This is a genomic window from Nonomuraea glycinis (genome assembly GCF_035920485.1).
Lineage (GTDB): Bacteria > Actinomycetota > Actinomycetes > Streptosporangiales > Streptosporangiaceae > Nonomuraea > Nonomuraea glycinis.
The window spans coordinates 7527094-7548454 of record NZ_CP109166.1 but is presented as its reverse complement, the minus strand read 5'-3'; the positions used below and the strand labels follow the sequence as shown (position 1 = coordinate 7548454).

The window sequence follows — 21361 nt, the reverse complement described above, 5'->3', positions numbered from 1 at the left end:
GTAATATATCAACTTCGCAGAGTGATGAACGATCGCACGCCTCTCACGCGGCAGGCGGCGATACCGACGCCGATCGGCCGGATGCAGGACGACGTCACAACGTCATTCGAGGACCTTGTCGATGAAGGCGGCCAGGTTGGTCCGGGTGCGGGCGGCTCGCTCGTCCATGGAGAGGGTCTCGTCGAAGTCGGCCCCCACAACCGTCTGCTTCTTGCCCCGGATGTAAAGGGAGCAGGCCAGATCGGCGCACAGATACTGCCCGACGGTGTTGCCCAGACGGCCGGCCTCGCCGGTGCGGCGGGCGGTCATCAGCGCCACGCCGCCGCTGGTGTGGGTGGTCAGGCAGAGCGAGCACATGCTGCGCGAGGTGAAGCCTCGCGCGGTGCCGGGGGCCGCCCGGAGCGCGATCCCGGCGAGGGTGCCGTCGTCGCGTTCGGTGACGAGATAGCCGCGCTCGGGGGCGCCGGGATCTCGCCAGCCGAGGAAGTCGAGGTCGTCCCAGGGCTGCTCGTCGAGGTCCCTGGGCACGCCCAGGCGCTTGGTCTCGCCCTTGGAGCAGTTGACGAACGACCCTCGGAGGTCGCTCTCGATGATGGGTCTCATGTACGGCGAGGCTAGCTATCCTAATACAATTAGACAAATTCTTAATTTTGTAAGCCAGTGGAGGGTTCCATGGCACGCGCGGGCATCAATGCCGCACGCCTCACCCAGACGGCGGCGGAGCTGGCCGACGAGATCGGCTTCGACCAGGTGACCGGCTCGGCGGTCGCGCGCCGGCTCGGCATCAAGGACCCGAGCCTGTACGCGCACATCGCCAACGCGCGCGAGCTGAAGGTGCGGGTGGCGCTGCTGGCCCTGGAGGAGATGGCCGACCAGGCCGCCGCCGCGCTGGCCGGGCGCGCCGGCAAGGACGCGCTGGTGGCGCTCGCCAACACCTATCGCGACTACGCCAAGAAGCATCCGGGCCGCTACACCGCCTCCCGGTTCGAGCTCGACACGCAGACCGCGGCCGCCAGCGCGGGACCCCGGCACGCGGAGATGACGCGGGCACTGCTGCGCGGCTACGACCTGCCGGAGCCCGACCAGACCGACGCGGTGCGCCTGCTGGGCAGCACCTTCCACGGCTATGTGAGCCTGGAGATGGCGGGCAGCTTCCGCCACACCCCACGCGACGCCGACGCCTCCTGGGCCTGGACCCTGGACACCCTCGACTTCGCCCTCAGAAACCACCCCAGAAGAGACAGCCCACAGGCATGAACCGCCGCGAGCGGCCGTGAGCGGCCGGTCGGTCAGCGTGCGCCACTCCCTACCCGGCCGGCCGGTCCGTCAGCGTGTGCCACTCCCTACGCGACCGGTCGGTCAGCGTCGCGCCGCTCCCTACACCGACGGACTCCCCTTGTCCGCCACGCCCCCGATGGGGATGTCGCGCAGGGTGAGCACCACGAGCAGGGCACAGCTCCCGGTGAGCGCGATGTCGGCGACGTTGCCGACGAACAGCCCGCCGTAGTCGATGAAGTCCACCACATGCCCCTGGGCGAAGCCGGGCGCCCGGAAGAGGCGGTCGAGCAGATGCGAGAAGGCGCCGCCCAGCAGCGCTCCCAGCACGACCGTCCAGGCCGTCGAGCGCAACCGCCGCCCGACGTACAGAATCGCGGCGACCGCGGCGGCGGCCACGAGGGTGAACACCCACGTCACCCCTTCCCCGATCGAGAAGGCGGCGCCGGGGTTGCGCAGCAGCCGCAACTGGATCAGCTCGGGGATCACCACGATGCGCTCGCCGTTGGAGAGCGCGGAGACCGCCCAATACTTGGCGGCCTGGTCCACGACGAGAACCACCGCGGCCAGCATGAGCATCCATCCGTAGGGCCGCATGTCTCGTCTCATCTCCTGTGCGCATCGTGCTCCCGGCACCCGAAGGTCAAATCTATCGAGACCGGCCGGTGGCCGGTGCACGCCGTCGCGGGGATCATTCGTTGTGCAGGACGGCGGCGATCGTCAGGCGCGCCGCCGACCGCGCCGGCACCAGCGCCCCCAGAACCGCGATCGTGACTCCCGCCAGGGCCAGCGCGGACAGCTGCGGCACGTGCCAGACGTCCTTCATCCACTCGGGGAACACGACGACCGCGACGTTGTCGACGACCAGGCGGTAGGCGAGCATCCCGGCGGGGATCCCGACCAGGCTGCCCGCCGCGCCCACGGCGGCCATCGACGTCACCATCATGATCGTCACCTGGCGCGGCGTCATTCCGATCGACTTGAGCATGCCGAGGTCACGGCGACGCTCGCGAGCGTTGAGCAGGACGGTGTTGAAGACACCGAGCGCCGCCACGACGATCAGCAGCAGGGTGAATACCGAGGCGAACCCGACGACGGTCGTCGTGGCGAGGTCCCCCGAGCTCGAAACGGCCGGGAAAAGGCCGGGGTCGGCCGCCTTGACCGCGTTGGCGTAGCCTCGGGCGTCCGTGCCGTCGGCGAGCCGGACCTCATAGTGGTCGGCGGCGGTGCCGGGGGCCAATGTGGCCAGTGTCGGCCAGGTGGACCACAGGAAGCGGGGGTCGCCGTTCATGAGCTGGCCGACGATGGTGGCGTTGGCCTGCCGGCCGGCCAGCTCCAGGGTGACCTGATCGCCGACGGCCAGGCCGCGCTGGCGGAGGAACGCCGGTGGCGCGGCGAGCTCGCCCGGCCCGGCCGGCCAGCGACCCTGCACGATCTGGGAGGCCAGGGCCGAGGTGTCGCCCCGCTGGAAATTGACGGCACCGCGCTGCGCGAACCCGGCCAGGCGCACGTCTACGAACACCTTGGCGGTCACCTGCGTGGCTCCGGGCAACGAACGCAGCAGCGCCTCGATCTGCCCGTCGCTCAGCGCTGCGGCCCGCTGCCCGAACGCCGGTTCGCCGACTCGTACGCCTACCTCGGTGGGCGCGCCCTGGTTCGTGGTGCCGAAGGCGAGCATCGTGCTGGTCAGCCCGGTCGTGAGGGTGACCGTGGTGACGCCGAGGACGATGGCCGCCATGGTCATCGCGGTCCGGCCGGGCCGGGCGAACGGCAGCCCCAGGCCCAGGCTGACAGCGCGCGGCAGTGGGGCACCGCTGAGCAGGCGCTGCACGCGCAGCCCGCGCCCCGGGCGGGCCGCACTGCCGGCGCTGATCACCTGTGCGGCCGGCAGCCGGTGCGCGCGCAGCGCGGGGATCAGCGCCGCCACGACGACGACCAGCGGCACGCCCACCAGGCTGACGGCCGAGACCCAGGCGCTGACGCCGAGGCCGACGCTCCCCCGTTCGACGCCCTGGAAGGCGGCCCGCAGCACCGGCTCGGCCAGCAGGTTGCCCAGCAGCGTGCCCAGAACGCCGCCGACGGCGGCGGGCACCGACACCATGGTGAGATAGACGGCGACCACCTGGTTCGGGGTGAAGCCGATGGCCTTGAGCACACCGATGTGCCGGGCCCCCGACACGACCGCGCCGCTGACCACGTTGGCGACGATGAGAACGGCGACCAGCAGCGCGAGCACTCCGAACAGGGTCATGAACGGCAGGTAGGCGTCGGCCTGGCTGGAATAGGCCTGTCTCAACGCCAGGTATGACTGCGCCACCCGTAGCGCGCCGGAGGGCACAGCCCTGGTGACCGCGTCCAGACCGGCGCGCAATCCCTCGGCGCCGGGGTCGGGGAACCGGTAGAGCATCTGCACGGCGGTCGGGCGTAGCGCCGTCAGCTGCTCGGGCGTGACCCAGGCGTCCGCCGACCGGCTCATGCCGGCGGCGACGCCGACGACGGTCAGCGGGGGGACGCCGGGTGCCCGCAGCGTGGACCCGAGCGTGCCGGGCCGGAGCCGGTCGTCGGCGGAACGCAGGACGACCTCATGTTGGGCGCCTGCCCACCGGCCGTGCAGCAGGCGGACCCGATCGACCGGGCCGCCGGGGTCGGCCCGGCCCACCAGCGTGAGCGGGCCCTCCGCCTCGGGGATGTCGGTCGTCCTGGGGAAGTCGATGACGACCTGATCGAAGGGACCGGCCGCCGCCTCGACGCCGAGCCGCCTCGCGGTCTGCGCGAGCTGCGCCTTGGTGACCTTGGCGGGGTCGAACACGGCCACCGCGTGGGCGCCGTTCTGCTCGGCGAAGGCCCGGTCGAACGGGGTCGTGGCCGCGTCGAGCAGCCCCAGCGCGAGCGTGATCGTCGTGGTGCCGCACAGGACGACCAGCCCGATGACGACGCTCTGGAGGCCGCGACGCCGCACCGCCGCCCAGGCGGCCAGCCACATCGCGCTCATTCCACGGGCTCCAGGGCGCTCTCGCCGGCCACCCGGCCGTCGGCCATCTCGACCAGGTGGCCGGCGCAGCGGGTGGCCAGCCGTAGGTCGTGGGTGACGATCAGCAGCGTCTGGCCGATCTGGTTGAGGTCGATGAGCAGGTCCATCACCTGCTCTCCGGCACGGCTGTCCAGTGCTCCGGTCGGCTCGTCCGCCAGGAGCAGGGCGGGCCGGTTCATCAGGGCGCGGGCAACCGCCACCCGCTGCCGCTCGCCGCCCGACAGCACCGCCGGGTAGGCGTCTGCGCGGTCGGCGATGCCGAGCTCGTCGAGCAGTTCCAGGGCGCGCATGCGCGCCTGGCGGGCCGGGGCGCCGGTGAGCTGCGACGGCAGGGCGACGTTGTCGAGCGCGGGCAGATCGTCGATGAGGTTGAAGAACTGGAAGATCATGCCGATGTGCCGCCGCCGGAACAGCGTCAGCCCCGTCTCGCTCAGCAGGCGCAGATCCTGGCCGTCGACCGTGACCGTCCCCCCGCTCGGGCGGTCCAGGCCCGCGATCATGTTGAGCAGGGTCGACTTGCCGCAGCCCGAGGGCCCCATCACGGCCACGGCTTCCCCTGCGCGAATCTCCAGGGACACACCGTCCAGCGCCGCTGTCTCGCCGTAGTCCTTACGCACGCCATCCAGGTGTACGACGACCTGGCCGGCCCGGCCTGCACTGATCATGTGCGGAACCCTAGAACAGCGGCGAACCTCCCGGCATCGGCCCCCAGTGCGATCTTTTCCCGGTGCTCATACCAGAGGCGTACGGCGATGGCCCCTCGGTCTGATGCATGACCGCGGGTGGTCTGGAAAGGTGGGGCCGTGGGGGAATCGGTGATCGGCTGGATGCTCGCCGCGCTGGTGACGGTGTGCGCCGTCGCCGGCCGGCTGGGCATGGCTCTGCTGCGTGCGCGCCGGTCGTACGTCAAGGCTCTGGAGGAGCGCGGCTGGCTGCTGGAGCGCGAACGCGAGAGCGCCGCCCGCACCGCCGTCGACGCCGAGCGCGCACGCATCGCACGCGAGCTGCATGACATCGTCAGCCACAACGTGAGCCTCATGGTGGTCCAGGCGGCGACCGCCCGTGAGGTGCTGTCCACGATGCCGGGCGAGGCGGAGGCGGCGCTGCGGGCCGTTGAAGGCGCGGGGCGCGACGCGATGACCGAGTTACGCCATCTGCTGGGCCTGCTCGCGCCCTCGCCGAGCGGCGACGACGAGCCCTACGGCGCCGAGCTGGCGCCGCAGCCAAGCCTCAGCCGGCTCAGCCCGCTGATCGACCGGGTGGCGTTCGCCGGGCTGCCGGTGGAGGTGAGGATCTCCGGGGAGCCGCGCCCCCTGCCCGCCGGCATCGATGTCACCGCCTACCGGATCGTGCAGGAGTCGCTGACCAACGCGCTCAAGCACGGGGACGGGGTGAAAGCCGAGGTCACGATCCGCTACGCCGACCGCTACCTGCGGTTGGAGGTGCTCAACACCGGTCCGAGCGTCCTGACCGGCCGCGCCGACCCGCCGCCGCGGAGGCCGCGTCCGCCCCAGGACGGGCCCGGGCGCGGATTGCTGGGCCTGCGCGAGCGGGTCGCCGTCTACGGCGGCGAGCTGGACGCGCGCAGGCGGCTCGGCGGCGGGTATCGGGTCAGGGCGCGCATCCCGCTGGACCGGCCATGACAGCGGCCGAACCGGTGCCGCGCGTGCTCATCGCCGACGACCAAGCCCTGGTACGCAGCGGCTTCCGCCTGATCCTGACGATGCGCGGGATCAACGTGGTCGGCGAGGCCGGCGACGGCGCCGAAGCGGTGGCGGCGGCGTGCGAGCTGCGGCCCGACGTGGTCCTCATGGACATCCGCATGCCCACGATGGACGGCCTGGAGGCGGCCCGTGAAGTGCTGCGAGAGCTGCCGCACTGCCGTGTGATCATGCTGACCACCTTCGACCTCGACCGTTACATCTATGCCGCACTCGCTTCCGGCGCCAGCGGCTTCCTGCTCAAGGACGTCACTCCCGAGCATCTGGCCGCCGCCGTCCGCCTGGTCGGCACCGGTGACGCCCTGCTGGCGCCCTCGATCACGCGGCGGCTGGTCGAGCGGTTCGCCTCCGGCGCCCGCCATCCCGTCCGTGCCCTGTCCGTGCACCGCGACCTCGCCGCCCTGACACCCAGGGAGCTGGAGGTCCTGGTGCTGCTGGGACAGGGGCTGTCCAACACCGAGCTGGCCGGCGCGCTGAACCTCAGCGAATCCACCGTCAAGACCCATATCGGCCGTATCTTCACCAAGCTCGACCTGCGTGACAGGGCCCAGGCCGTCGTGCTCGCCTACGAGGCAGGGCTCGTATCGCCGGGCGACTCCGGATAGCCGGTCCGCGCCGCAACACGGCACGTCGTGACCCGTACTCCGGGGAGCGGCTGCCTATCGTGGTGGGAGGCAGGTGGCGACTGAGACGGGTGAGCTGCGATGACTGACACGGCGACGCTCAAGCGGCGCATGGGGCGGGTAGGGGTCTGGAACGGCACCCTGGGCGGGGAGTCCGCGGCTTTCGAGCGCGAGGCGGCCGCCGAGGTGGAGCGGCTGGGCTTCAAGACGCTGTGGATCGGGGAGACGCCGACCGGCAAGGAGGCGCTGGTCCATTCGGCGCTCCTGCTGGGCGCGACACAGCAGCTGATGGTCGCGACCGGGATCGCCAGCATCTGGGGCCGTGACGCGACCGCCGCCGCCAACGGCGCGGACGCGCTGGCCGAAGCGTTCGACGGCAGGTTCGTGCTCGGCCTGGGCGTGAGCCACGCCCCCGCGGTGGCGGCGCGCGGTCACGACTACAGCCGGCCGGTCTCGGCGATGCGGACCTATCTGGACGCCATGGACGCGACGAAGTACGCCGGCCCGCTGCCGGAGCCGGCGCCACGCCTGCTGGCCGCGCTCCGCCCCAACATGCTCGAGCTCGCCGCGCAACGTGCCCAGGGGGCGCACCCGTACTTCGTGCCGGTCGAGCACACCGCGCGCGCTCGTGCGGTCCTCGGCCCCGAGCCGATCCTGGCGCCGGAGCAGACGGTGGTGCTCGACACCGATCCGGCGCGGGCGCGGCGGACCGCCCGCCGTTTCATGTCGCTCTACCTGGCTCTGCCGAACTACGTGAACAACCTGCGCGAGCTGGGCTGGAGCGACGAGGACTTCGCTGACGGCGGCAGCGACGCGCTGGTGGACGCCATCGTGGCCTGGGGCGAGCCAGACAAGATCATCGATCGGGTACGGGCGCACCTGGACGCGGGCGCGGACCACGTCTGCATCCAGCCGCTCGCCGACACGCCGCGCGACGCCCTGGAGCACCTGCGCGTCCTGGCCGCCGCCGACGTGATCTCGACCTGACGGCCCTAGCCGGTACGCAGGCCGAGCGCGTCCGCGGCGGCGGCCAGGGCGCCGATGTGCTCGTCGGCCGAACGCAGTCCCGCCTTCATGGTGTTGACGGCGAGGTGCGTGGCGCCGGACTCCCGCCATCGGCGGGCCGACGCCACCAGGTCCCCGGCGTCGCCCGTCCAGCTGACCCGGCCTTCCATGCCGAGCGTGGCCGGGTCACGCCCGGCCTGCGCGGCGGCCTCCTCGACCATCGCCTTGGCCGCGTCCAGATCGGGCCCCGGGGGCATCTGCGGGAACCACCCGTCGGCCAGGCGTCCGGCCCGGCGGTAGGCCGGGGGTGACTGCCCGCCGAACCAGACGGGGATCGGCCGCCGTACCGGCAGCGGCGCCAGGCCCGCTCCCGTCACCCGGTGGAAGGCGCCGCCGAACGTGACCGACTCCTCGGTCCACAACCGGCGCATCAGCCCGACCTGCTCCTCGATCCGCCTGCCCCGGGTGGTGAAGTCCTGGCCGAGCGCCTCGTACTCGACCTGGTTCCAGCCGAGCCCCACGCCCAGCCGCAACCGGCCGGCACTGAGCAGATCGACCTCCGCCGCCTGCTTGGCCACCAGCACCGTCTGCCGCTGCGGCAGGATGATGACGCCGGTGACGAGTTCCAGCGAGGTCAGCGCGGCGAGATAGCCGAACAGGACCATCGGCTCGTGGAAGGTGCTGCGCAGGTCATAGGGCCCCTGCCAGCCCTGGTGGACCGCGGGGTCGGCGCCGACGACGTGGTCGTAGGCCATCAGGTGCCGGAAGCCCAGCTCCTCGGCGGCCTGCCCGTACGCGCGCACCGCACCCACGTCCGCGCCGATCTCGGTCTGCGGAAAAACGACACCGATTCGCATACAGGACTCCCGTCAAGTCGGCTTCTTTCGCTTCCTTTCCTGCCCAGGGCTCCCCCACGCGACGCTCCGGTGGTGTCCCGTCGTGCGGGCGAGGCCGACTAGACACTCCGTGTATAAACCATGTGTATAGTGCTCGGCATGTCCGTTGGTTTCGCCCTGCTGGGCCTGCTGGAGTCCGGCCCACGACACGGTTACGATCTCAAGCGCTTCTACGACGAGCGGTTCGGCCACGGCCGGGCGCTGCACTACGGCCAGGTCTACTCGACTCTCGCGCGGCTGCTGAAGAACGGCCTCGTGGAGGTGGAGTCCGAGCCCGGCGACGGCCCGGAGCGCAAGCGGTACGCGATCACCTCGGCCGGCGTCACCGACGTGGCGGGCTGGCTGGCCCAGCCGGAGAAGCCCGAGCCGTACCTGCAGAGCACGCTCTACACCAAGGTCGTCCTGGCGCTGCTCACCGGGCGGGACGCCGCCGACCTGCTGGACGGCCAGCGCGCCGAGCACCTGCGGCTGATGCGCGAGCTGACCCGCCGCAAGAGCGACGGGGACCTGGCCGACCAGCTCATCTGCGACCACGCCCTGTTCCACCTGGAGGCCGACCTGCGCTGGCTGGAGCTCACCGCCGCCCGCCTCGACCAGCTCGCCGACCAGGTCCGCCCGTGATGGCGGCCCCCCTGGCCGATGACGCCCTCCTGACCGCCGAGGACCTGCACCTGAGCTTCGGTCCCACCCCGGCGTTGAGCTCCGCGTCGCTGCGGGTGTACGCCGGGGAGGTGCTGGCGCTGATGGGGCCGTCCGGCTCCGGCAAGTCCACGCTGCTGCACTGCCTGGCCGGGATCCTCTCCCCTGACTCCGGCCGGGTGAGGTTCGACGGCCATGATCTGTCGGCGATGTCCGACGCGCGGCGCAGCGCGCTGCGGCGGACCGAGTTCGGTTTCGTCTTCCAGTTCGGGCAGCTGGTGCCCGAGCTGAGCTGTCTGGAGAACGTGGCGCTGCCGTTGCGGCTGGCCGGCGTCGGCCGTCGCCAGGCGCAGCGGTCCGCCGCCGAATGGCTGGACCGCCTGGAGGTCGCCGACGTGGCCGGTAAACGCCCAGGGCAGGCTTCCGGCGGGCAGGGGCAGCGGGTGGCCGTGGCCCGCGCGCTGGTCACCCGTCCGCGGGTGATCTTCGCGGACGAGCCGACAGGGGCGCTGGACTCCCTGAACGGGGAGCGGGTGATGCGGTTGTTCACCGCGGCGGCCCGGGAGACCGGCGCGGCGGTGGTGCTGGTGACCCATGAGGCACGGGTCGCCGCCTACTCCGACCGGGAAGCCGTGGTCCGCGACGGCCGCGTCCGCGAGCAGGAGTATGTGCGGTGAGGGCCGGGCGGTGGGGGGCTGAGCTGGTGTTGGGGGTTCGGCTGAGTGTGGCGGGGCGCTCGGGCTGGGCCCGGCTGGCCCTGATCTCCGTCGGGGTGGGGCTCGGGGTGGCGATGTTGCTGATCGCCGCGACGATCCCGTCTCTGGTGGCGGCCCGCGACGCCCGGCTCGCCGCCCGCGCGGTCGACCCGGCGGAGCCGGTGCCCCGGGGCGCCGACACGCTGCTGACGGCCGCCGTCGACTCGCATTACCGGGACCGGACGATCCACGGGCGGCTGGTGCGGCCGGAGGGTGCGCGGGCTCCGCTACCGCCCGGCGTGACCAGGTGGCCGGCTCCCGGCGAGATGGTGGTCTCACCGGCTCTCGCCCAGCTGCTCGCCGCCGAGGAGGGGGCCCTGCTGCGTGGCCGGTGGGGTGCGCGGGTGGTCGGCACGATCGGCGCGCAAGGGCTGGCCGGCCCCGGGGAGTACGCGTTCTACCTCGGCACCGACCGGCTGACCGAGGACTCCGCCACCCGGATCCGGTCATACGGCACGCGGGACGCCGACGAGGGGATCGCGGCGATTCTGCTGCTGCTGGGCGCGGTCGGCCTGGTGGTGCTGCTGCTGCCGGTCGCGGTCTTCCTGGCCACCGCGGTGCGTTTCGGCGGCGAGGCCCGTGACCGGCAGCTCGCCGCGCTGCGGCTGGTGGGCGCGGACGCCGCCATGACGCGCCGGATCGCCGCCGGGGAGACCCTGGCCGGCGCGCTGCTGGGGCTCGTCGCCGGTGGGCTGCTCTTCCTCGTGGCAGGCCTGCTGGCCGGCCGGTTCGTGCCGGCCGACATGAGCTTCTACCTGGCCGATCTCCGGCCGGCCCCGGCCCTGGCGGCGCTGGTCGTGGTGCTCGTCCCGGTCGCCGCGGTGCTGGTCACGGTGTCCTCGCTGCGGCGGGTGGTGGTCGAACCGCTCGGCGTGGTCCGCCGTGGTGGTGAGCGCCGTCGCCGGCTGTGGTGGCGGCTCATCCTGCCGGTGACCGGCCTCGGCCTGCTCGCTCCGATGTTCTCCGGCGGTTCCGGTCTCACGGATGGATTGGCGTACCAGGTCATGGCGGGGGTGGCGGCGCTGCTGATCGGCGTGGCGCTGTTGCTGCCCTGGCTGGTGGCGGCGGCGGTCCGCCGGCTGGGAGGCGGCGGCGTCGCCTGGCAGCTGGCGGTACGCCGGCTGCAGCTCGACAGTGGCACGGCCGTGCGCGCGGTGTCCGGCATCGCCGTCTCGGTCGCCGGCGCGATCGCGCTGCAGGGGCTGCTGGTCGCGGTGCAGGCCCAGTACACGCAGGAGACCGGGCGGGACACCGGCCGGTTCCAGGTCGTGGTGCTGCCGCACGCCGGCACCCACGAGCGCTGGATGGCCTCGCTCAGCACCGCTTCCGGGGTCCGCGCGGCCGGCTCAGTGGCACAGGTGGCGGCCACACCGGCGCGATCGACCGCACAGGCGGCCAGGACCAGGCTGAAGGTCGGCGACTGCGCCGTCTTAGGGCAGCTCGCCGAGCTTGACGCCTGCGCCGATGGCGACACGTTCGTGGTCGCCGGGCCGAACGCGGCGGTGCCCCGCGCCGGCAGCGCTTACACCCTCGGCGAACCGGGCGAGCGGGCCCCGCGGTGGACCCTGCCCGCCTCGGCCCGCACCGTCCCCGCCGTCCAGGGCGACCTGCCCCAAGCCGGGACGACCCTTCTGGTCACCCCTGCCGCGCTGCGCGGCACTCGTCCGGACCTGTCGTTCTTCGACCTTTATGTGGGCTTGGATCCCGCCGATCCCGACGCCCTCGACCGGCTCCGCAACGCCGCCGCCCAGGTCGACCCGACCGCCCAGGTCATGCTGATCCAGACGCGGACCGTGGAGGAGACGCTGGTGAGCATCAGGCAGGGGCTTCTCGTGGGCGCCACGGCGCTGCTGCTGCTCATCGGCGCGAGCATGCTGGTCAACGTCGTCGAGCAACTCCGCGAACGGCGCCGGCTGCTCGCCGTGCTCGTCGCCTTCGGCACCCCCCGGGCGACCCTGGCCGGGTCCCTCCTCTACCAGATCGCGATCCCCGTACTGCTCGGCCTGTCCTTGGCCGTCGTCACCGGCGCCGGCTTGGCGGCGATCCTGCAGGCCACCGCATCTGCCCCGATCCGGCTCGACTGGCTCGGCATCGGCGCCACCTCCGGCGCGGCCGCCCTGGTCGTCCTCCTGACCACCACGACCAGTCTGCCGCTCCTCTGGCGGCTGACCAAGCCAGGCGGACTGCGCAGCGAGTGAATCCCATCCACAACCGATCAGGAAGACACACATGAACACTCCCGGACGTACCCGCACCTTGACGATCGCCGCGATCCTTCTGGTCGTCCAGGCGGTCCTCGAACTCACCGACCTCGCCTTATCGTTCGCGCTCCGCGATCTCCTGGGCGGGGAGATGACCGCCGACGCGCTCGCCAAGCAGCTCTCCGAGGGGCCCACGAACATCTCCTGGCTCGGCGTCTCCACCTCGGTGCTGGTGTCGGCGATCTTCGTCGTGCTGGCCGCGCTGGTGCTCCGGGGCAGCACCACGGCCCGGGTCGCCGCCTGGGTGTTCGCCGGCCTCGGCCTGCTCGGCTTCGCGGCCGGCGCCCTGTTCAGCACTCCGGCGCCGGCGAATCCGTCGGTGCCCGGCTGGTATCTGGAGTACAGCGGGCTCGCCGCCGCGCTGACACTGGTGGCCTATGTCGCGATCATCGTGCTGCTGGCGCCGCGCCCCTCCGGCTTCGCCAGGCGTCCCGTGCCCACAGGCTGACTCGAAGCCGTAAAGCCTGGGTCGAGGCCGCCGGGCTTGGGTCGTTCAGTCGTCGCAGACGAGTTCGCCCTCCCAGGCTTCTCTGCCTTCCATGACGGCGAAGGCCGCGATGACGAATCCGGCGACCGCGTCGATCCAGGTCCAGCCGAAGGCGGCGTAGGCGAGCAGCCCGGCGCAGGTGGACACGCTCAGCCAGGCGCACAGCCTGGTCTCGGCGGCGTCGGCGATCACCAGCCGGGAGTTCATCTCGCGCCCGGCCTTGCGCTTGAGGTGCGCCAGGGCCGGCATGACGGCGATGGAGACGCCGGTCAGCGCGATCCCGACGATCGAGGTGTCGGGAGCCTCGCCGCCGATCAGATCGCGTACGCCCTCGACGACGACGTACGCGGCCAGCGCGAAGAAAGTGATCGCGATGAACTTCAGCGCCCGCCGTTCCTTGACCGGATCAGGCTCGCCGCCCCGGATCTCGGCGAGCAGCCGGGTGAGCACCACCGCGGCGGCGGCCACCTCGATGCCCGAATCGATGCCGAACCCGATGAGCGAGATCGCCGAGGCACCGGCACCGGCGGCGAGGGCGATGACCCCCTCCACGACGTTGTAACCGATGGTGAAGCGGGCATAGCCGACCGCGCGGCGTGCGGCGGACCCGGTCACGGCGGGCAGCCGCGCATCGCTCACCTGCCCGCCGCCGGCTCGGGGCGCAACGCGGCCGTGTGCCCGGTGGCGGCCAGCAGTTGCTCGGCCGAGGCCAGGAGATCCATCAGCTCCGGCCGGGTCAGCGCGTAGAACGACTGGCGGCCCTCGGCGCGGTAGTCGATCAGCCCGCAGTCGCGCAGGCAGGCCAGGTGCTTGGACACCGTGGACTGGGCCAGCCCGAGCTCACCGGTCAGGTCGACCACCCGCGCGGGCGGCGAGCATCTCCAGAACGCTTGATTAGATAGAGCTCTAATTTGACAGGCCTCTAATCCATCGGACATCCTGCCGATGAGTGTACTTAGACAGACTTCAAAACAGCGCGGGGCGCGATCCCCGCGCGGACCCATGAGGAGATGCGCCATGAGCGGATGCTGCGGTCCTGCCGCCGTCGAGCTGGAGCCGAGCAGGCAGGCGGTACGGCCTGACGAGCTGCCCGTCGTGGTGATCGGCGCGGGCCCGGTGGGGCTGGCCGCGGCGGCCCACCTGGCCGAGCGGGACCTCGACTTCGTGGTGCTGGAGGCGGGTGAGCGGGCGGGCGCGTCGGTGGCCAAGTGGGGCCATGTGCGGGTGTTCAGCCCGTGGCGGTACAACATCGACGCGGCGGCCCGCCGCCTGCTGGAAGCCGGCGGCTGGAGCGCACCTGACCCCGAGTGGCTGCCGACCGGCGCCGAGCTGATCGATGACTACCTGGCCCCGCTGGCCGGACTGTTCGGTGACCGGGTCCGCCTGGGCGCGAAGGTGAGCGCGATCAGCAGGCTCGGCTACGACCGGGTGCGCACCGGCGGACGTGCGGCCGCGCCGTTCCTGATCCGCCTGGCCGACGGAAGCGAACTGCACGCCCGTGCCGTCGTCGACGCCTCCGGCACCTACGCCACCCCCAACGTGCTCGGCGCGAGCGGCCTGCCCGCCCACGGCGAGGCCGAAGCCGGCGACCTGGTCGACCACGCGCTGCCCGACGTGCTCGGCACCGACCGCGACCGGTACGCGGGCCGGCATGTCCTGGTCGTCGGCGCCGGCCACTCGGCCGCCACCACCCTGCTCGCCCTCGCCCAGCTGGCGGACACCCCGATCACCTGGGCCATCCGCGCCGGCGACGCCCGCCGTGCCTACGGCGGCGGCGACGCCGATGCGCTGCCCGCACGCGGCGCGCTCGGCACCCGGCTGCACGCCCACGTCGAAAGCGGCCGTATCCGCCTGGTGACCGGCTTCTTCACCCACGCCGTCGAACGCGACGGCGAGCAGGTGCGGGTGGTCAGCCGCGACCCGTCCGGCGCCGAGCGGACCATCACCGCCGAGCGCATCGTGGCCGCCACCGGCTACCGTCCCGACCATGTGATCGCCGGTGAACTGCGGCTCGACCTCGACGCGATTCTCGGCTCCACCCGCGCGCTGGCCCCGCTGATCGACCCCAACGCGCACTCCTGCGGCACCGTGCCCCCGCACGGGGCCGACGAGCTGGCCCACCCCGAACCCGGCTACTACGCGCTGGGGGTCAAGAGCTACGGCCGCGCGCCCACGTTCCTGCTGGCCACCGGGTACGAGCAGGCCCGCTCGGTCGTCGCCGCCCTGGCCGGCGACTGGGCGGCTGCCCGGGACGTACGGCTGGACCTGCCGGAGACCGGCGTGTGCTCTTCCAACCTGGCCGAGGCCCAGGAACAGCGGGCCGGCCTGGCCATCGGGATCAGCGGCGGCCTGCTGCCGCTGGTGACCACCTCCCAAGGGGGCGGTTGCTGCGGCTGACCGCGCCCGAAGAGCGCCGCGCCGCCGGATCGCTGATCGGCTACCACCGCCTATGATTTAGACAAGCATCGAACCACCAGCCGCTAGGTCCGGAGGCTTCCGCATGACCGCCACCACCCTCCCCCTCGCCCCGAGCGGCACGGACGCGCAGGACGCGGTGTGCTGCGCGCCGATCGCCCGCCGGCCGCTCGGCGAAGGCGAGGCTGCCGAGCTGGCCGTGCTGCTCAAGGCGGTGGCGGACCCGGTCCGGTTGCGGCTGCTGTCGATGATCGGCTCCCATGCGGGCGGCGAGGCCTGTGTGTGCGATCTGACCGACGCCTTCGACCTGACCGCCCCCACCATCAGCCACCACCTGAAGGTGCTGCGCACCGCCGGACTGATCGGCAGCGAACGACGCGGCACCTGGGTCTACTACTGGATCATCCCCGGACAGGTGGCCCGGCTGGGCGCTCTGTTCACCCCGCTGAGCGGACCGGCCGGGCCATGAGCGCCGGCCCCGCGCAGCGGGGAGAAGGCTCGCGTACGACATCACCGACGTCGGACCGGCGTGCTTCCGGTCAGACGCCGGCCACGGAGCTGCGCCGTTCCATCATCACGACATCGCGCCATACGTCGTAGTGGCGGCCGATCCGCTCACGGACGCCCACCACGCGGAACCCGAACGCCCGGTGCAGGGACAGGCTGGCGGCGTTGTCCGGGAAGATCCCGGTCTGAATCGTCCACACGTTCGCGTCCTCGCTGCCGGTCACGAAGGCCGACAGCAGCGCCCTGCCGATGCCGGCGGCCTGGACGTCCGCCGCGTGCACGCTGTGGCCGACGACCTCTTCATGCGCCATGGCGCTGCTCCTTCACTCGCAGGTGGGCACGGCCGGCGCCGGATGGCCCATGACGACGTCGGCGGCGGTCGGGAAACAGCTCACGCAGGCTTCGTTGATCCGGTGAAAGCTTGAGGTGCCCTGGCCGCTCGATGAGCAAACCCCGTACGGGCGTGGTCAGGCAGGGTCCTCGGGTGCGTCGGTGATGCGGTAGCCGACGCCGGGGGTGGTGGTGATGACGCGGGGATCGCCGAGTTTGCGGCGTAGCCGGCTGATGGTGACGGTGACGGTGTTGGTGAGCGGGTCGGCGTACTCGTCCCAGACCTGTTCGAGGAGGTCCTCGGCGCTGAGGAAGGCGGGGGTGGCGCTCAGCAGGGCTTCCAGGAGGGCGAACTCCTTGACCGACAGGTCCAGGTGGCGGCCGTCGCGGGTGGCGACGCGTCGTACGGGATCGAGTTCGATGCCCGCCGCGCGCAGGACGCGCGCGCGGGCGGCGGGCCGGCGGCGGGCCAGCGCGCGGATGCGCAGGACGAGCTCGGGGAAGTGGAACGGCTTGGCGAGGTAGTCGTCGGCGCCCAGCGCCAGGCCGCTGACCCGGTCGCCGGGCGCGCCGGCGGCGGTCAGCATCAGGACCATCACCCGCTGGTCGTGTTCGGTGATCATTTGGCAGAGGGTGTCGCCGTGGATGCCCGGCAGGTCTCGGTCGAGGACGATCACGTCGTAGGGGTTGAGGTCGAGCTTGGCCGCGGCCTCCAGCCCGTCGTGCGCCACGTCCACGGCCATGCCCTGGTCGCGCAGCCCTTCGGCCAGGACGGCGGCCAGAGCGCGGGCGTCCTCCGCCACCAGTACCCTCACGCTCGAACCTCCGCCCCCGGGACTGACGGAACCTCCGTCACGACACCCCTCATGCCCGAACCTCCGCCGGTGGCAGCGTGACGGCGACCCGGAGGCCGCCTTCCGGCCGGGCGCGCAGGTCCACGTCGCCGCCGTGCGCGGTGGCGATGGCGGCGACGATCGACAGGCCCAGCCCGGAGCCGGTGTCGGAGCCGGTGCGATCCGCGGCGAGCCGCTGGAACGGCTCGACCAGCCCCGCCACCTGCGCCTGGTCGAGCACGCGCCCGCCGGTCTCCACGACGAGCAGCGCGCCGGAGGCGACGGTGACCTTGATCCAGCCGTGCTCGTGGTTGTGCACGATGGCGTTGTCGATCACGTTGCCGACCATGCGGGACAGCAACGTCGCGCTGCCCCGGGTCCAGGCGTCATCGAGCTCGTCGTGGACGGTGAGGTCCTTGGCGGCCAGGTCGGCGGCCCGGGCGTCCAGGGCCGCCGCCACCAGGCGCCCGAGCGAGACCGCCTGCCGGTCGACGAGAGCTCCGTGCTGGGCGCGGGCGAGGGTGAGGAAGCCCTCCAGGAGGCGGTCGACCTGGTCGAGCTCGGTGCGCAGCCGGTCGGCCAGGGCGACGGTCTGTACGGGCACCGGGCCGGGTTTGGCGATGGCCACGTCCAGGGACGCCCGCATGGTGGCCAGCGGGGTGCGTAGTTCGTGGGAGGCGTCGGCGACGAACCGGCGTTGCGCGGCGAAGGCGCCCTCCAGCCGGCCGAGCAGGTCGTCGATGGTGTCGGCGAGATCCTTCACCTCGTCGGCCGGGCCCGGCACCGCCAGCCGCGCGTGCAGGTTGTCGGCGGAGATCCGGCGGGTGGCGTCGGTGATCGTCCGCACCGGGAGCAGCACCCGGCCCGCGATGAGGTGGCCCAGCACGGGTGACAGCACGGCCACGACGGCGAGGGCGACCGCCGAGCCGATCAGGATCTGGCGGGACTGAGCCTCCCGCGCCTCCGACAGCTGGGCGATGAGCGCCTGCGCGGCGGCGTCGGCAGGCCCGCCCGGTGGCTGCCCGACGGGCGCGCTCTCGCTGATCCGCGTCCCGCTCAGGCCGATGAGGTTGCTAATGACCAGCAGCCCGACGGCGGAGGCGAGGAACACGCCCGCGTACATGAGGGTGAAGCGCCACCGTACGGTGGCCAGGCGTCGCGGCATCGGTCTCCCCCAAGAGTGCAGGACTCCAGGATGCCGTGCCGGACCTAACAGCGGTGTGACAGCCCTTGTTCGGCCCACGTAAGGCGCGTATGCGTACAACCGATCCCATGCAAGCAACCATCGAAGTGTCCGGGCTGCGCAAGCGGTTCGGCCCGACCCTGGCGCTGGACGGCATGTCCTTCACCGTCCGGCCGGGGCAGGTCACCGGGTTCGTCGGGCCCAACGGCGCGGGCAAGTCCACCACCATGCGGGTGATCCTCGGCCTGGACGCCGCCGACGAGGGGCACGCCCTGGTCGGCGGACGGCCGTACACGAGCCTGCGCACACCCCTGCGCCACATCGGCGCGCTGCTGGACGCGGCGGCGCTGCAGCCGAGCCGCAGCGCGCGCGACCATCTGCGGTGGCTGGCCCACTCCCAGAAGCTGGCCGGCCGGCGGGTGGACGAGGTGATCGAGCAAGTCGGGCTGACCTCGGTGGCCCGCCGCAGGACGGGCGGTTTCTCGCTCGGCATGCGGCAGCGGCTGGGGATCGCCGCGGCACTGCTCGGCGACCCGCCGGTGCTGATGCTGGACGAGCCGGTCAACGGGCTCGACCCCGAGGGCATCGTGTGGATCCGCGGCCTCCTGCGCTCGCTGGCCGGCGAAGGACGCGCGGTGCTGATCTCCAGTCATCTGATGAGCGAGCTGGAGGACGCCGCCGACCGGCTCGTGGTGGTCGGGCGTGGCCGGGTCATCGCCGACACCGGCGTGGCCGAGCTGATCGCCGCCGCCGCCGGTGGCAGGGTCACGCTCCGCACGACGGCGCCGGAGCGCGCGCGGGCGGCGCTGGCCCACGCGAGCGCCGCCGTGACCGTCACCGGACCGGACACGCTCGTCGTCGCGGGGCTGCCCGCCGAGCGGGTCGTGGCCCTGCTCACCGCGGGCGGGGTGCCGTTCGCCGAGGTGGCCGCCCACCGCGTGACGCTGGAGCAGGCGTACCTGGAGCTCACCAGGGACGCGGCCGAGTTCCGGGGCACGGCGTGAGGGCGGTGCGCGCGGAGTGGACGAAGTTCAGGACGGTACGCGGCTGGGTGCTCGCCCTGGCCGCGGCGGCGCTGGTCATCGTGCTGCTCGGCCTGTCGTCCGCCTCGGGCAGCCTCGCGTCGTGCGGCGCCGGTCCCGTGGAGAGCGCCTGTCCCGCGGTTCCCGTGGGGCCGGGCGGGGAGGCCGTGGAGGACAAGTTCTTCTTCGTGCACCGGTCGCTGGCCGGGGACGGCGGCATCACCGCCCGCCTGACCTCCATGACCGGCGAGATCCGCAAGCCCGACGTCACCCCCGGGGTCCGTAATGTCGTCGCGGGGCTCGTACCGTGGGCGAAGGCCGGAGTCATGGTCAAGGAGAGCACCGAGCAGGGCTCGGCGTACGCGGCGGTGCTGGTCACCGGGGCGCACGGGACGCGGATGCAGCACGACTTCACCCACGACGTGGCCGGGCGTCCGGGCGGCGTGTCGCGGGACGCGCCGCGCTGGCTGCGGCTGACCCGCTCCGGCGACACCCTCATCGGGTACGAATCCGCCGACGGCACGAACTGGGCCGAGGTCGGCACCGCTCGCCTGACCGGGCTGCCGGCCACGGTCGAGATCGGGCTCTTCGCCGCCTCCCCCGGCGATCTGACGGTGACCCAGGGAGATCTCGGCGGATCCGTCTCGGCCTCGCGCTTCACCGAGGCCACCGCCGTCTTCGACCAGGTCGCCCTGGCGGGCGAGACGTCCGGCGGGTGGCGCGATGACGACGTCGGCGTCACGAAGGCGCCCGACGGGTCGGCCCACCATCCGGGCCGGGCCGGCCGGTCCGGCGGCACGTTCAGTGTCACCGGGGTGGGCGACATCGCGCCGTCCATCGAGGGGCAGACCGTCGAGCGCACGCTCACCGGGGTGCTGACCGGCCTGATCGTGGTGATCGTGGTGGCGGTCATGTTCATCACCGCCGAGTACCGGAACGGGCTCATCCGCACCACCCTGCTCGCCGTCCCGGGCCGTGGCCGGATGCTGGTGGCCAAGGCCGTCACGATCGCCGGGGTCACCTTCGCCGCCGGGCTCGCCGCCACCTGGATCACCCTCACGTTCGGCACCCGGATCCTGCGCGCCAACGGCAACCAGATCCTTCCGGTGTCCCAGCTCACCGAGGTGCGGGTGGTCGTCGGCATGGCGGCGCTGCTCGCCGTCGCCGCGGTGCTCGCCCTCGCCCTGGGCGCGCTGCTCCGGCGCGCGGTCGGCGCGGTCATCGCGACCGTGCTGCTGCTCGTGGTCCCGCACGTCCTGGCGACCACCTCCGTGCTGCCCGACGCGGCCGCGCGGTGGCTGCTCAGCGTGACTCCGGCCGCGGGCTTCGCGATCCAGCAGAGCATCCCCGAGTACGCCCACGTGCTCGGGCACTACGCGCCGCTCGCCGGGTTCTACCCATTGGCGCCGTGGGCCGGGTTCGCCGTGCTGTGCGGCTACGCGGCGCTGGCCCTCGGTCTGGCCGTCGTCCAGCTGCGCCGGAGGGACGCATGATGCGATACCTGCACGCGGAATGGACGAAACTTCGCACCCTGCCCAGTACCGGCCGGCTTCTGCTCGCTCTGGTCGCGGTCACCGTCGCCGTGAGCGTCGCGGCGGCCACCGTCGTGTCCTGCGCCTCGGCCGGCTGCGGCTACGACCCCGCCAAGATCAGCCTTTTCGGGATTCAGGCGGGTCAGGCGGTCGTCGCCGTCCTGGCGGTGGGGGCGATCAGCGGCGAGTTCGGCACCGGCCTCATCCGCACCACCCTGGCCGCGATGCCGAACCGGATCGCCGTCCTGGCCGTGAAGGCCGTCCTGCTCACCGGGCTGACACTGGCCGCAGGCGGCCTCGCCGTGCTCGGGTCCGCCCTGGCCGGGCAGCGCATCCTGCTCGGCAACGGCTTCCCCCCGGCCCTGCTGGCCTTCGACGGGCCGATGGTGCGCGCCGCCGTCGGCTCGGTCCTCTACCTCGCGCTGGTCGCCCTGCTCAGCCTGGGCATCGCCACCGCCGTACGGGACTCCGCGGCCGCCATCGGCGTCGTCCTCGGCCTGCTCTACCTTTTTCCCGCCGTCATCCTCATGATTCCCGACCCGGACCTCGCCACCTTGCTGTGGCAGATCTCCCCGACGACCGCCGGGCTCACCATCCAGGCGACCACTCAGCTGTCCGGTCTGCCCCTCAGCCCGTGGGCCGGCCTGGGCGTCCTGGCGGCATGGGCCGGCGCGGCCCTCGTGACCGGCGGGCTGCTGCTGCGGGCACGGGACGCGTGACAGGTCAGCGGCTGAAGGAGCGGCGCGGGTCGTCGTCGATCCGCACCTCTTCACGAGCCGGTCCAGCGCAGCGTGGTGATACCAGCCGCGAAGGGCTCACCCAGACTCTGCCGCTAACCCGGTGAGC

The 21361-nt window shown here is 72.6% G+C and carries 23 protein-coding genes; 13 read left to right on the top strand and 10 right to left on the bottom strand.

The window, feature by feature from the left end; genetic code table 11:
- Nucleotides 1–102: 102 nt before the first annotated feature.
- A complete protein-coding gene (locus tag OHA68_RS35420) occupies nucleotides 103–603 on the bottom strand; it encodes an FBP domain-containing protein (protein WP_327104126.1) in 501 nt (166 codons plus the stop codon).
- Between the two features lie 69 nt (nucleotides 604–672).
- Here OHA68_RS35420 and OHA68_RS35415 point away from each other — a divergent pair, with 69 nt between their 5' ends.
- Nucleotides 673–1257, top strand: a complete 585-nt coding sequence (locus OHA68_RS35415) for a TetR/AcrR family transcriptional regulator (RefSeq protein ID WP_327104125.1) — start codon at nucleotides 673–675, stop codon at nucleotides 1255–1257.
- 120 nt (nucleotides 1258–1377) lie between these two features.
- On the opposite strand, the gene lspA is transcribed toward OHA68_RS35415, so the two are convergent.
- The 3 genes from lspA to OHA68_RS35400 all read right to left on the bottom strand — a co-directional run bounded on the left by lspA (nucleotide 1378) and on the right by OHA68_RS35400 (nucleotide 4971).
- Entirely contained in the window at nucleotides 1378–1872 is a 495-nt protein-coding gene (gene lspA, locus OHA68_RS35410) for a signal peptidase II (protein ID WP_327104124.1), read from the bottom strand.
- A gap of 94 nt (nucleotides 1873–1966) precedes the next feature.
- Nucleotides 1967–4267, bottom strand: a complete 2301-nt coding sequence (locus OHA68_RS35405) for an ABC transporter permease (protein WP_327104123.1) — start codon at nucleotides 4265–4267, stop codon at nucleotides 1967–1969.
- Nucleotides 4264–4971, bottom strand: coding sequence for an ABC transporter ATP-binding protein (locus OHA68_RS35400; protein WP_327104122.1), 708 nt, complete (start codon nucleotides 4969–4971; stop codon nucleotides 4264–4266). The genes OHA68_RS35405 and OHA68_RS35400 overlap by 4 nt, the downstream gene beginning before the upstream one ends.
- A 138-nt stretch (nucleotides 4972–5109) precedes the next feature.
- On the opposite strand from OHA68_RS35400, the gene OHA68_RS35395 reads away from it, so the two are divergent.
- The 3 genes from OHA68_RS35395 to OHA68_RS35385 all read left to right on the top strand — a co-directional run bounded on the left by OHA68_RS35395 (nucleotide 5110) and on the right by OHA68_RS35385 (nucleotide 7637).
- Nucleotides 5110–5949: a sensor histidine kinase gene (locus OHA68_RS35395; protein WP_327104121.1), complete on the top strand. Its 840-nt coding sequence runs from the start codon at nucleotides 5110–5112 to the stop codon at nucleotides 5947–5949.
- Nucleotides 5946–6632, top strand: coding sequence for a response regulator transcription factor (locus tag OHA68_RS35390; protein WP_327104120.1), 687 nt, complete (start codon nucleotides 5946–5948; stop codon nucleotides 6630–6632). The genes OHA68_RS35395 and OHA68_RS35390 overlap by 4 nt, the downstream gene beginning before the upstream one ends.
- 99 nt (nucleotides 6633–6731) lie before the next feature.
- Complete coding sequence (locus OHA68_RS35385) at nucleotides 6732–7637, top strand: TIGR03620 family F420-dependent LLM class oxidoreductase (protein ID WP_327104119.1); 906 nt, start codon at nucleotides 6732–6734, stop codon at nucleotides 7635–7637.
- Nucleotides 7638–7642: 5 nt separating this feature from the next.
- Here OHA68_RS35385 and OHA68_RS35380 read toward each other — a convergent pair whose 3' ends face one another.
- A complete protein-coding gene (locus OHA68_RS35380; protein WP_189138963.1) occupies nucleotides 7643–8512 on the bottom strand; it encodes an LLM class F420-dependent oxidoreductase in 870 nt (289 codons plus the stop codon).
- Between the two features lie 138 nt (nucleotides 8513–8650).
- On the opposite strand from OHA68_RS35380, the gene OHA68_RS35375 reads away from it, so the two are divergent.
- The 4 genes from OHA68_RS35375 to OHA68_RS35360 are packed head-to-tail and all read left to right on the top strand — an operon-like array spanning nucleotide 8651 to nucleotide 12654.
- Nucleotides 8651–9172, top strand: a complete 522-nt coding sequence (locus tag OHA68_RS35375) for a PadR family transcriptional regulator (RefSeq protein WP_189138964.1) — start codon at nucleotides 8651–8653, stop codon at nucleotides 9170–9172.
- Nucleotides 9172–9867 (top strand): ABC transporter ATP-binding protein, encoded by a 696-nt coding sequence (locus OHA68_RS35370; RefSeq protein WP_327109596.1) that lies wholly within the window; start codon nucleotides 9172–9174, stop codon nucleotides 9865–9867. The genes OHA68_RS35375 and OHA68_RS35370 overlap by 1 nt, the downstream gene beginning before the upstream one ends.
- Before the next feature lie 26 nt (nucleotides 9868–9893).
- Nucleotides 9894–12143 carry an FtsX-like permease family protein gene (locus OHA68_RS35365; protein ID WP_327104118.1) on the top strand — a complete coding sequence of 750 codons (2250 nt, stop codon included), beginning with the start codon at nucleotides 9894–9896 and terminating at the stop codon, nucleotides 12141–12143.
- 31 nt (nucleotides 12144–12174) lie between these two features.
- A complete protein-coding gene (locus tag OHA68_RS35360; RefSeq protein WP_327104117.1) occupies nucleotides 12175–12654 on the top strand; it encodes a hypothetical protein in 480 nt (159 codons plus the stop codon).
- A 45-nt stretch (nucleotides 12655–12699) separates the two neighbouring features.
- Here OHA68_RS35360 and OHA68_RS35355 read toward each other — a convergent pair whose 3' ends face one another.
- Nucleotides 12700–13332: a cation transporter gene (locus OHA68_RS35355; protein WP_327104116.1), complete on the bottom strand. Its 633-nt coding sequence runs from the start codon at nucleotides 13330–13332 to the stop codon at nucleotides 12700–12702.
- The gene (locus OHA68_RS35350) at nucleotides 13329–13631 is read right to left on the bottom strand and encodes an ArsR/SmtB family transcription factor (RefSeq protein WP_456094117.1); all 303 of its coding nucleotides are present in this window, start codon (nucleotides 13629–13631) and stop codon (nucleotides 13329–13331) included. Before OHA68_RS35350 ends, OHA68_RS35355 begins: the two co-directional genes overlap by 4 nt.
- Nucleotides 13632–13710: 79 nt before the next feature.
- On the opposite strand from OHA68_RS35350, the gene OHA68_RS35345 reads away from it, so the two are divergent.
- Together OHA68_RS35345 and OHA68_RS35340 are read left to right on the top strand one after the other, a co-directional pair.
- The gene (locus OHA68_RS35345) at nucleotides 13711–15090 is read left to right on the top strand and encodes an FAD-dependent oxidoreductase (RefSeq protein WP_327104115.1); all 1380 of its coding nucleotides are present in this window, start codon (nucleotides 13711–13713) and stop codon (nucleotides 15088–15090) included.
- 103 nt (nucleotides 15091–15193) lie between these two features.
- Nucleotides 15194–15577 (top strand): metalloregulator ArsR/SmtB family transcription factor, encoded by a 384-nt coding sequence (locus tag OHA68_RS35340; protein WP_327104114.1) that lies wholly within the window; start codon nucleotides 15194–15196, stop codon nucleotides 15575–15577.
- A 70-nt stretch (nucleotides 15578–15647) separates the two neighbouring features.
- On the opposite strand, the gene OHA68_RS35335 is transcribed toward OHA68_RS35340, so the two are convergent.
- The 3 genes from OHA68_RS35335 to OHA68_RS35325 all read right to left on the bottom strand — a co-directional run bounded on the left by OHA68_RS35335 (nucleotide 15648) and on the right by OHA68_RS35325 (nucleotide 17943).
- Nucleotides 15648–15926: a GNAT family N-acetyltransferase gene (locus OHA68_RS35335; protein ID WP_327104113.1), complete on the bottom strand. Its 279-nt coding sequence runs from the start codon at nucleotides 15924–15926 to the stop codon at nucleotides 15648–15650.
- A 156-nt stretch (nucleotides 15927–16082) separates the two neighbouring features.
- Complete coding sequence (locus OHA68_RS35330) at nucleotides 16083–16760, bottom strand: response regulator transcription factor (RefSeq protein ID WP_327104112.1); 678 nt, start codon at nucleotides 16758–16760, stop codon at nucleotides 16083–16085.
- 49 nt (nucleotides 16761–16809) lie between these two features.
- Nucleotides 16810–17943 (bottom strand): HAMP domain-containing sensor histidine kinase, encoded by a 1134-nt coding sequence (locus OHA68_RS35325; RefSeq protein WP_327104111.1) that lies wholly within the window; start codon nucleotides 17941–17943, stop codon nucleotides 16810–16812.
- 107 nt (nucleotides 17944–18050) lie between these two features.
- Here OHA68_RS35325 and OHA68_RS35320 point away from each other — a divergent pair, with 107 nt between their 5' ends.
- Genes OHA68_RS35320 through OHA68_RS35310 form a run of 3 tightly spaced genes read left to right on the top strand, consistent with a single transcriptional unit; the run spans nucleotide 18051 to nucleotide 21234 of the window.
- The gene (locus OHA68_RS35320) at nucleotides 18051–18965 is read left to right on the top strand and encodes an ABC transporter ATP-binding protein (protein ID WP_327104110.1); all 915 of its coding nucleotides are present in this window, start codon (nucleotides 18051–18053) and stop codon (nucleotides 18963–18965) included.
- Nucleotides 18962–20476 (top strand): hypothetical protein, encoded by a 1515-nt coding sequence (locus OHA68_RS35315; protein ID WP_327104109.1) that lies wholly within the window; start codon nucleotides 18962–18964, stop codon nucleotides 20474–20476. Before OHA68_RS35320 ends, OHA68_RS35315 begins: the two co-directional genes overlap by 4 nt.
- Nucleotides 20473–21234, top strand: coding sequence for an ABC transporter permease (locus OHA68_RS35310; RefSeq protein WP_327104108.1), 762 nt, complete (start codon nucleotides 20473–20475; stop codon nucleotides 21232–21234). The genes OHA68_RS35315 and OHA68_RS35310 overlap by 4 nt, the downstream gene beginning before the upstream one ends.
- The last annotated feature ends 127 nt before the right edge of the window (nucleotides 21235–21361 follow it).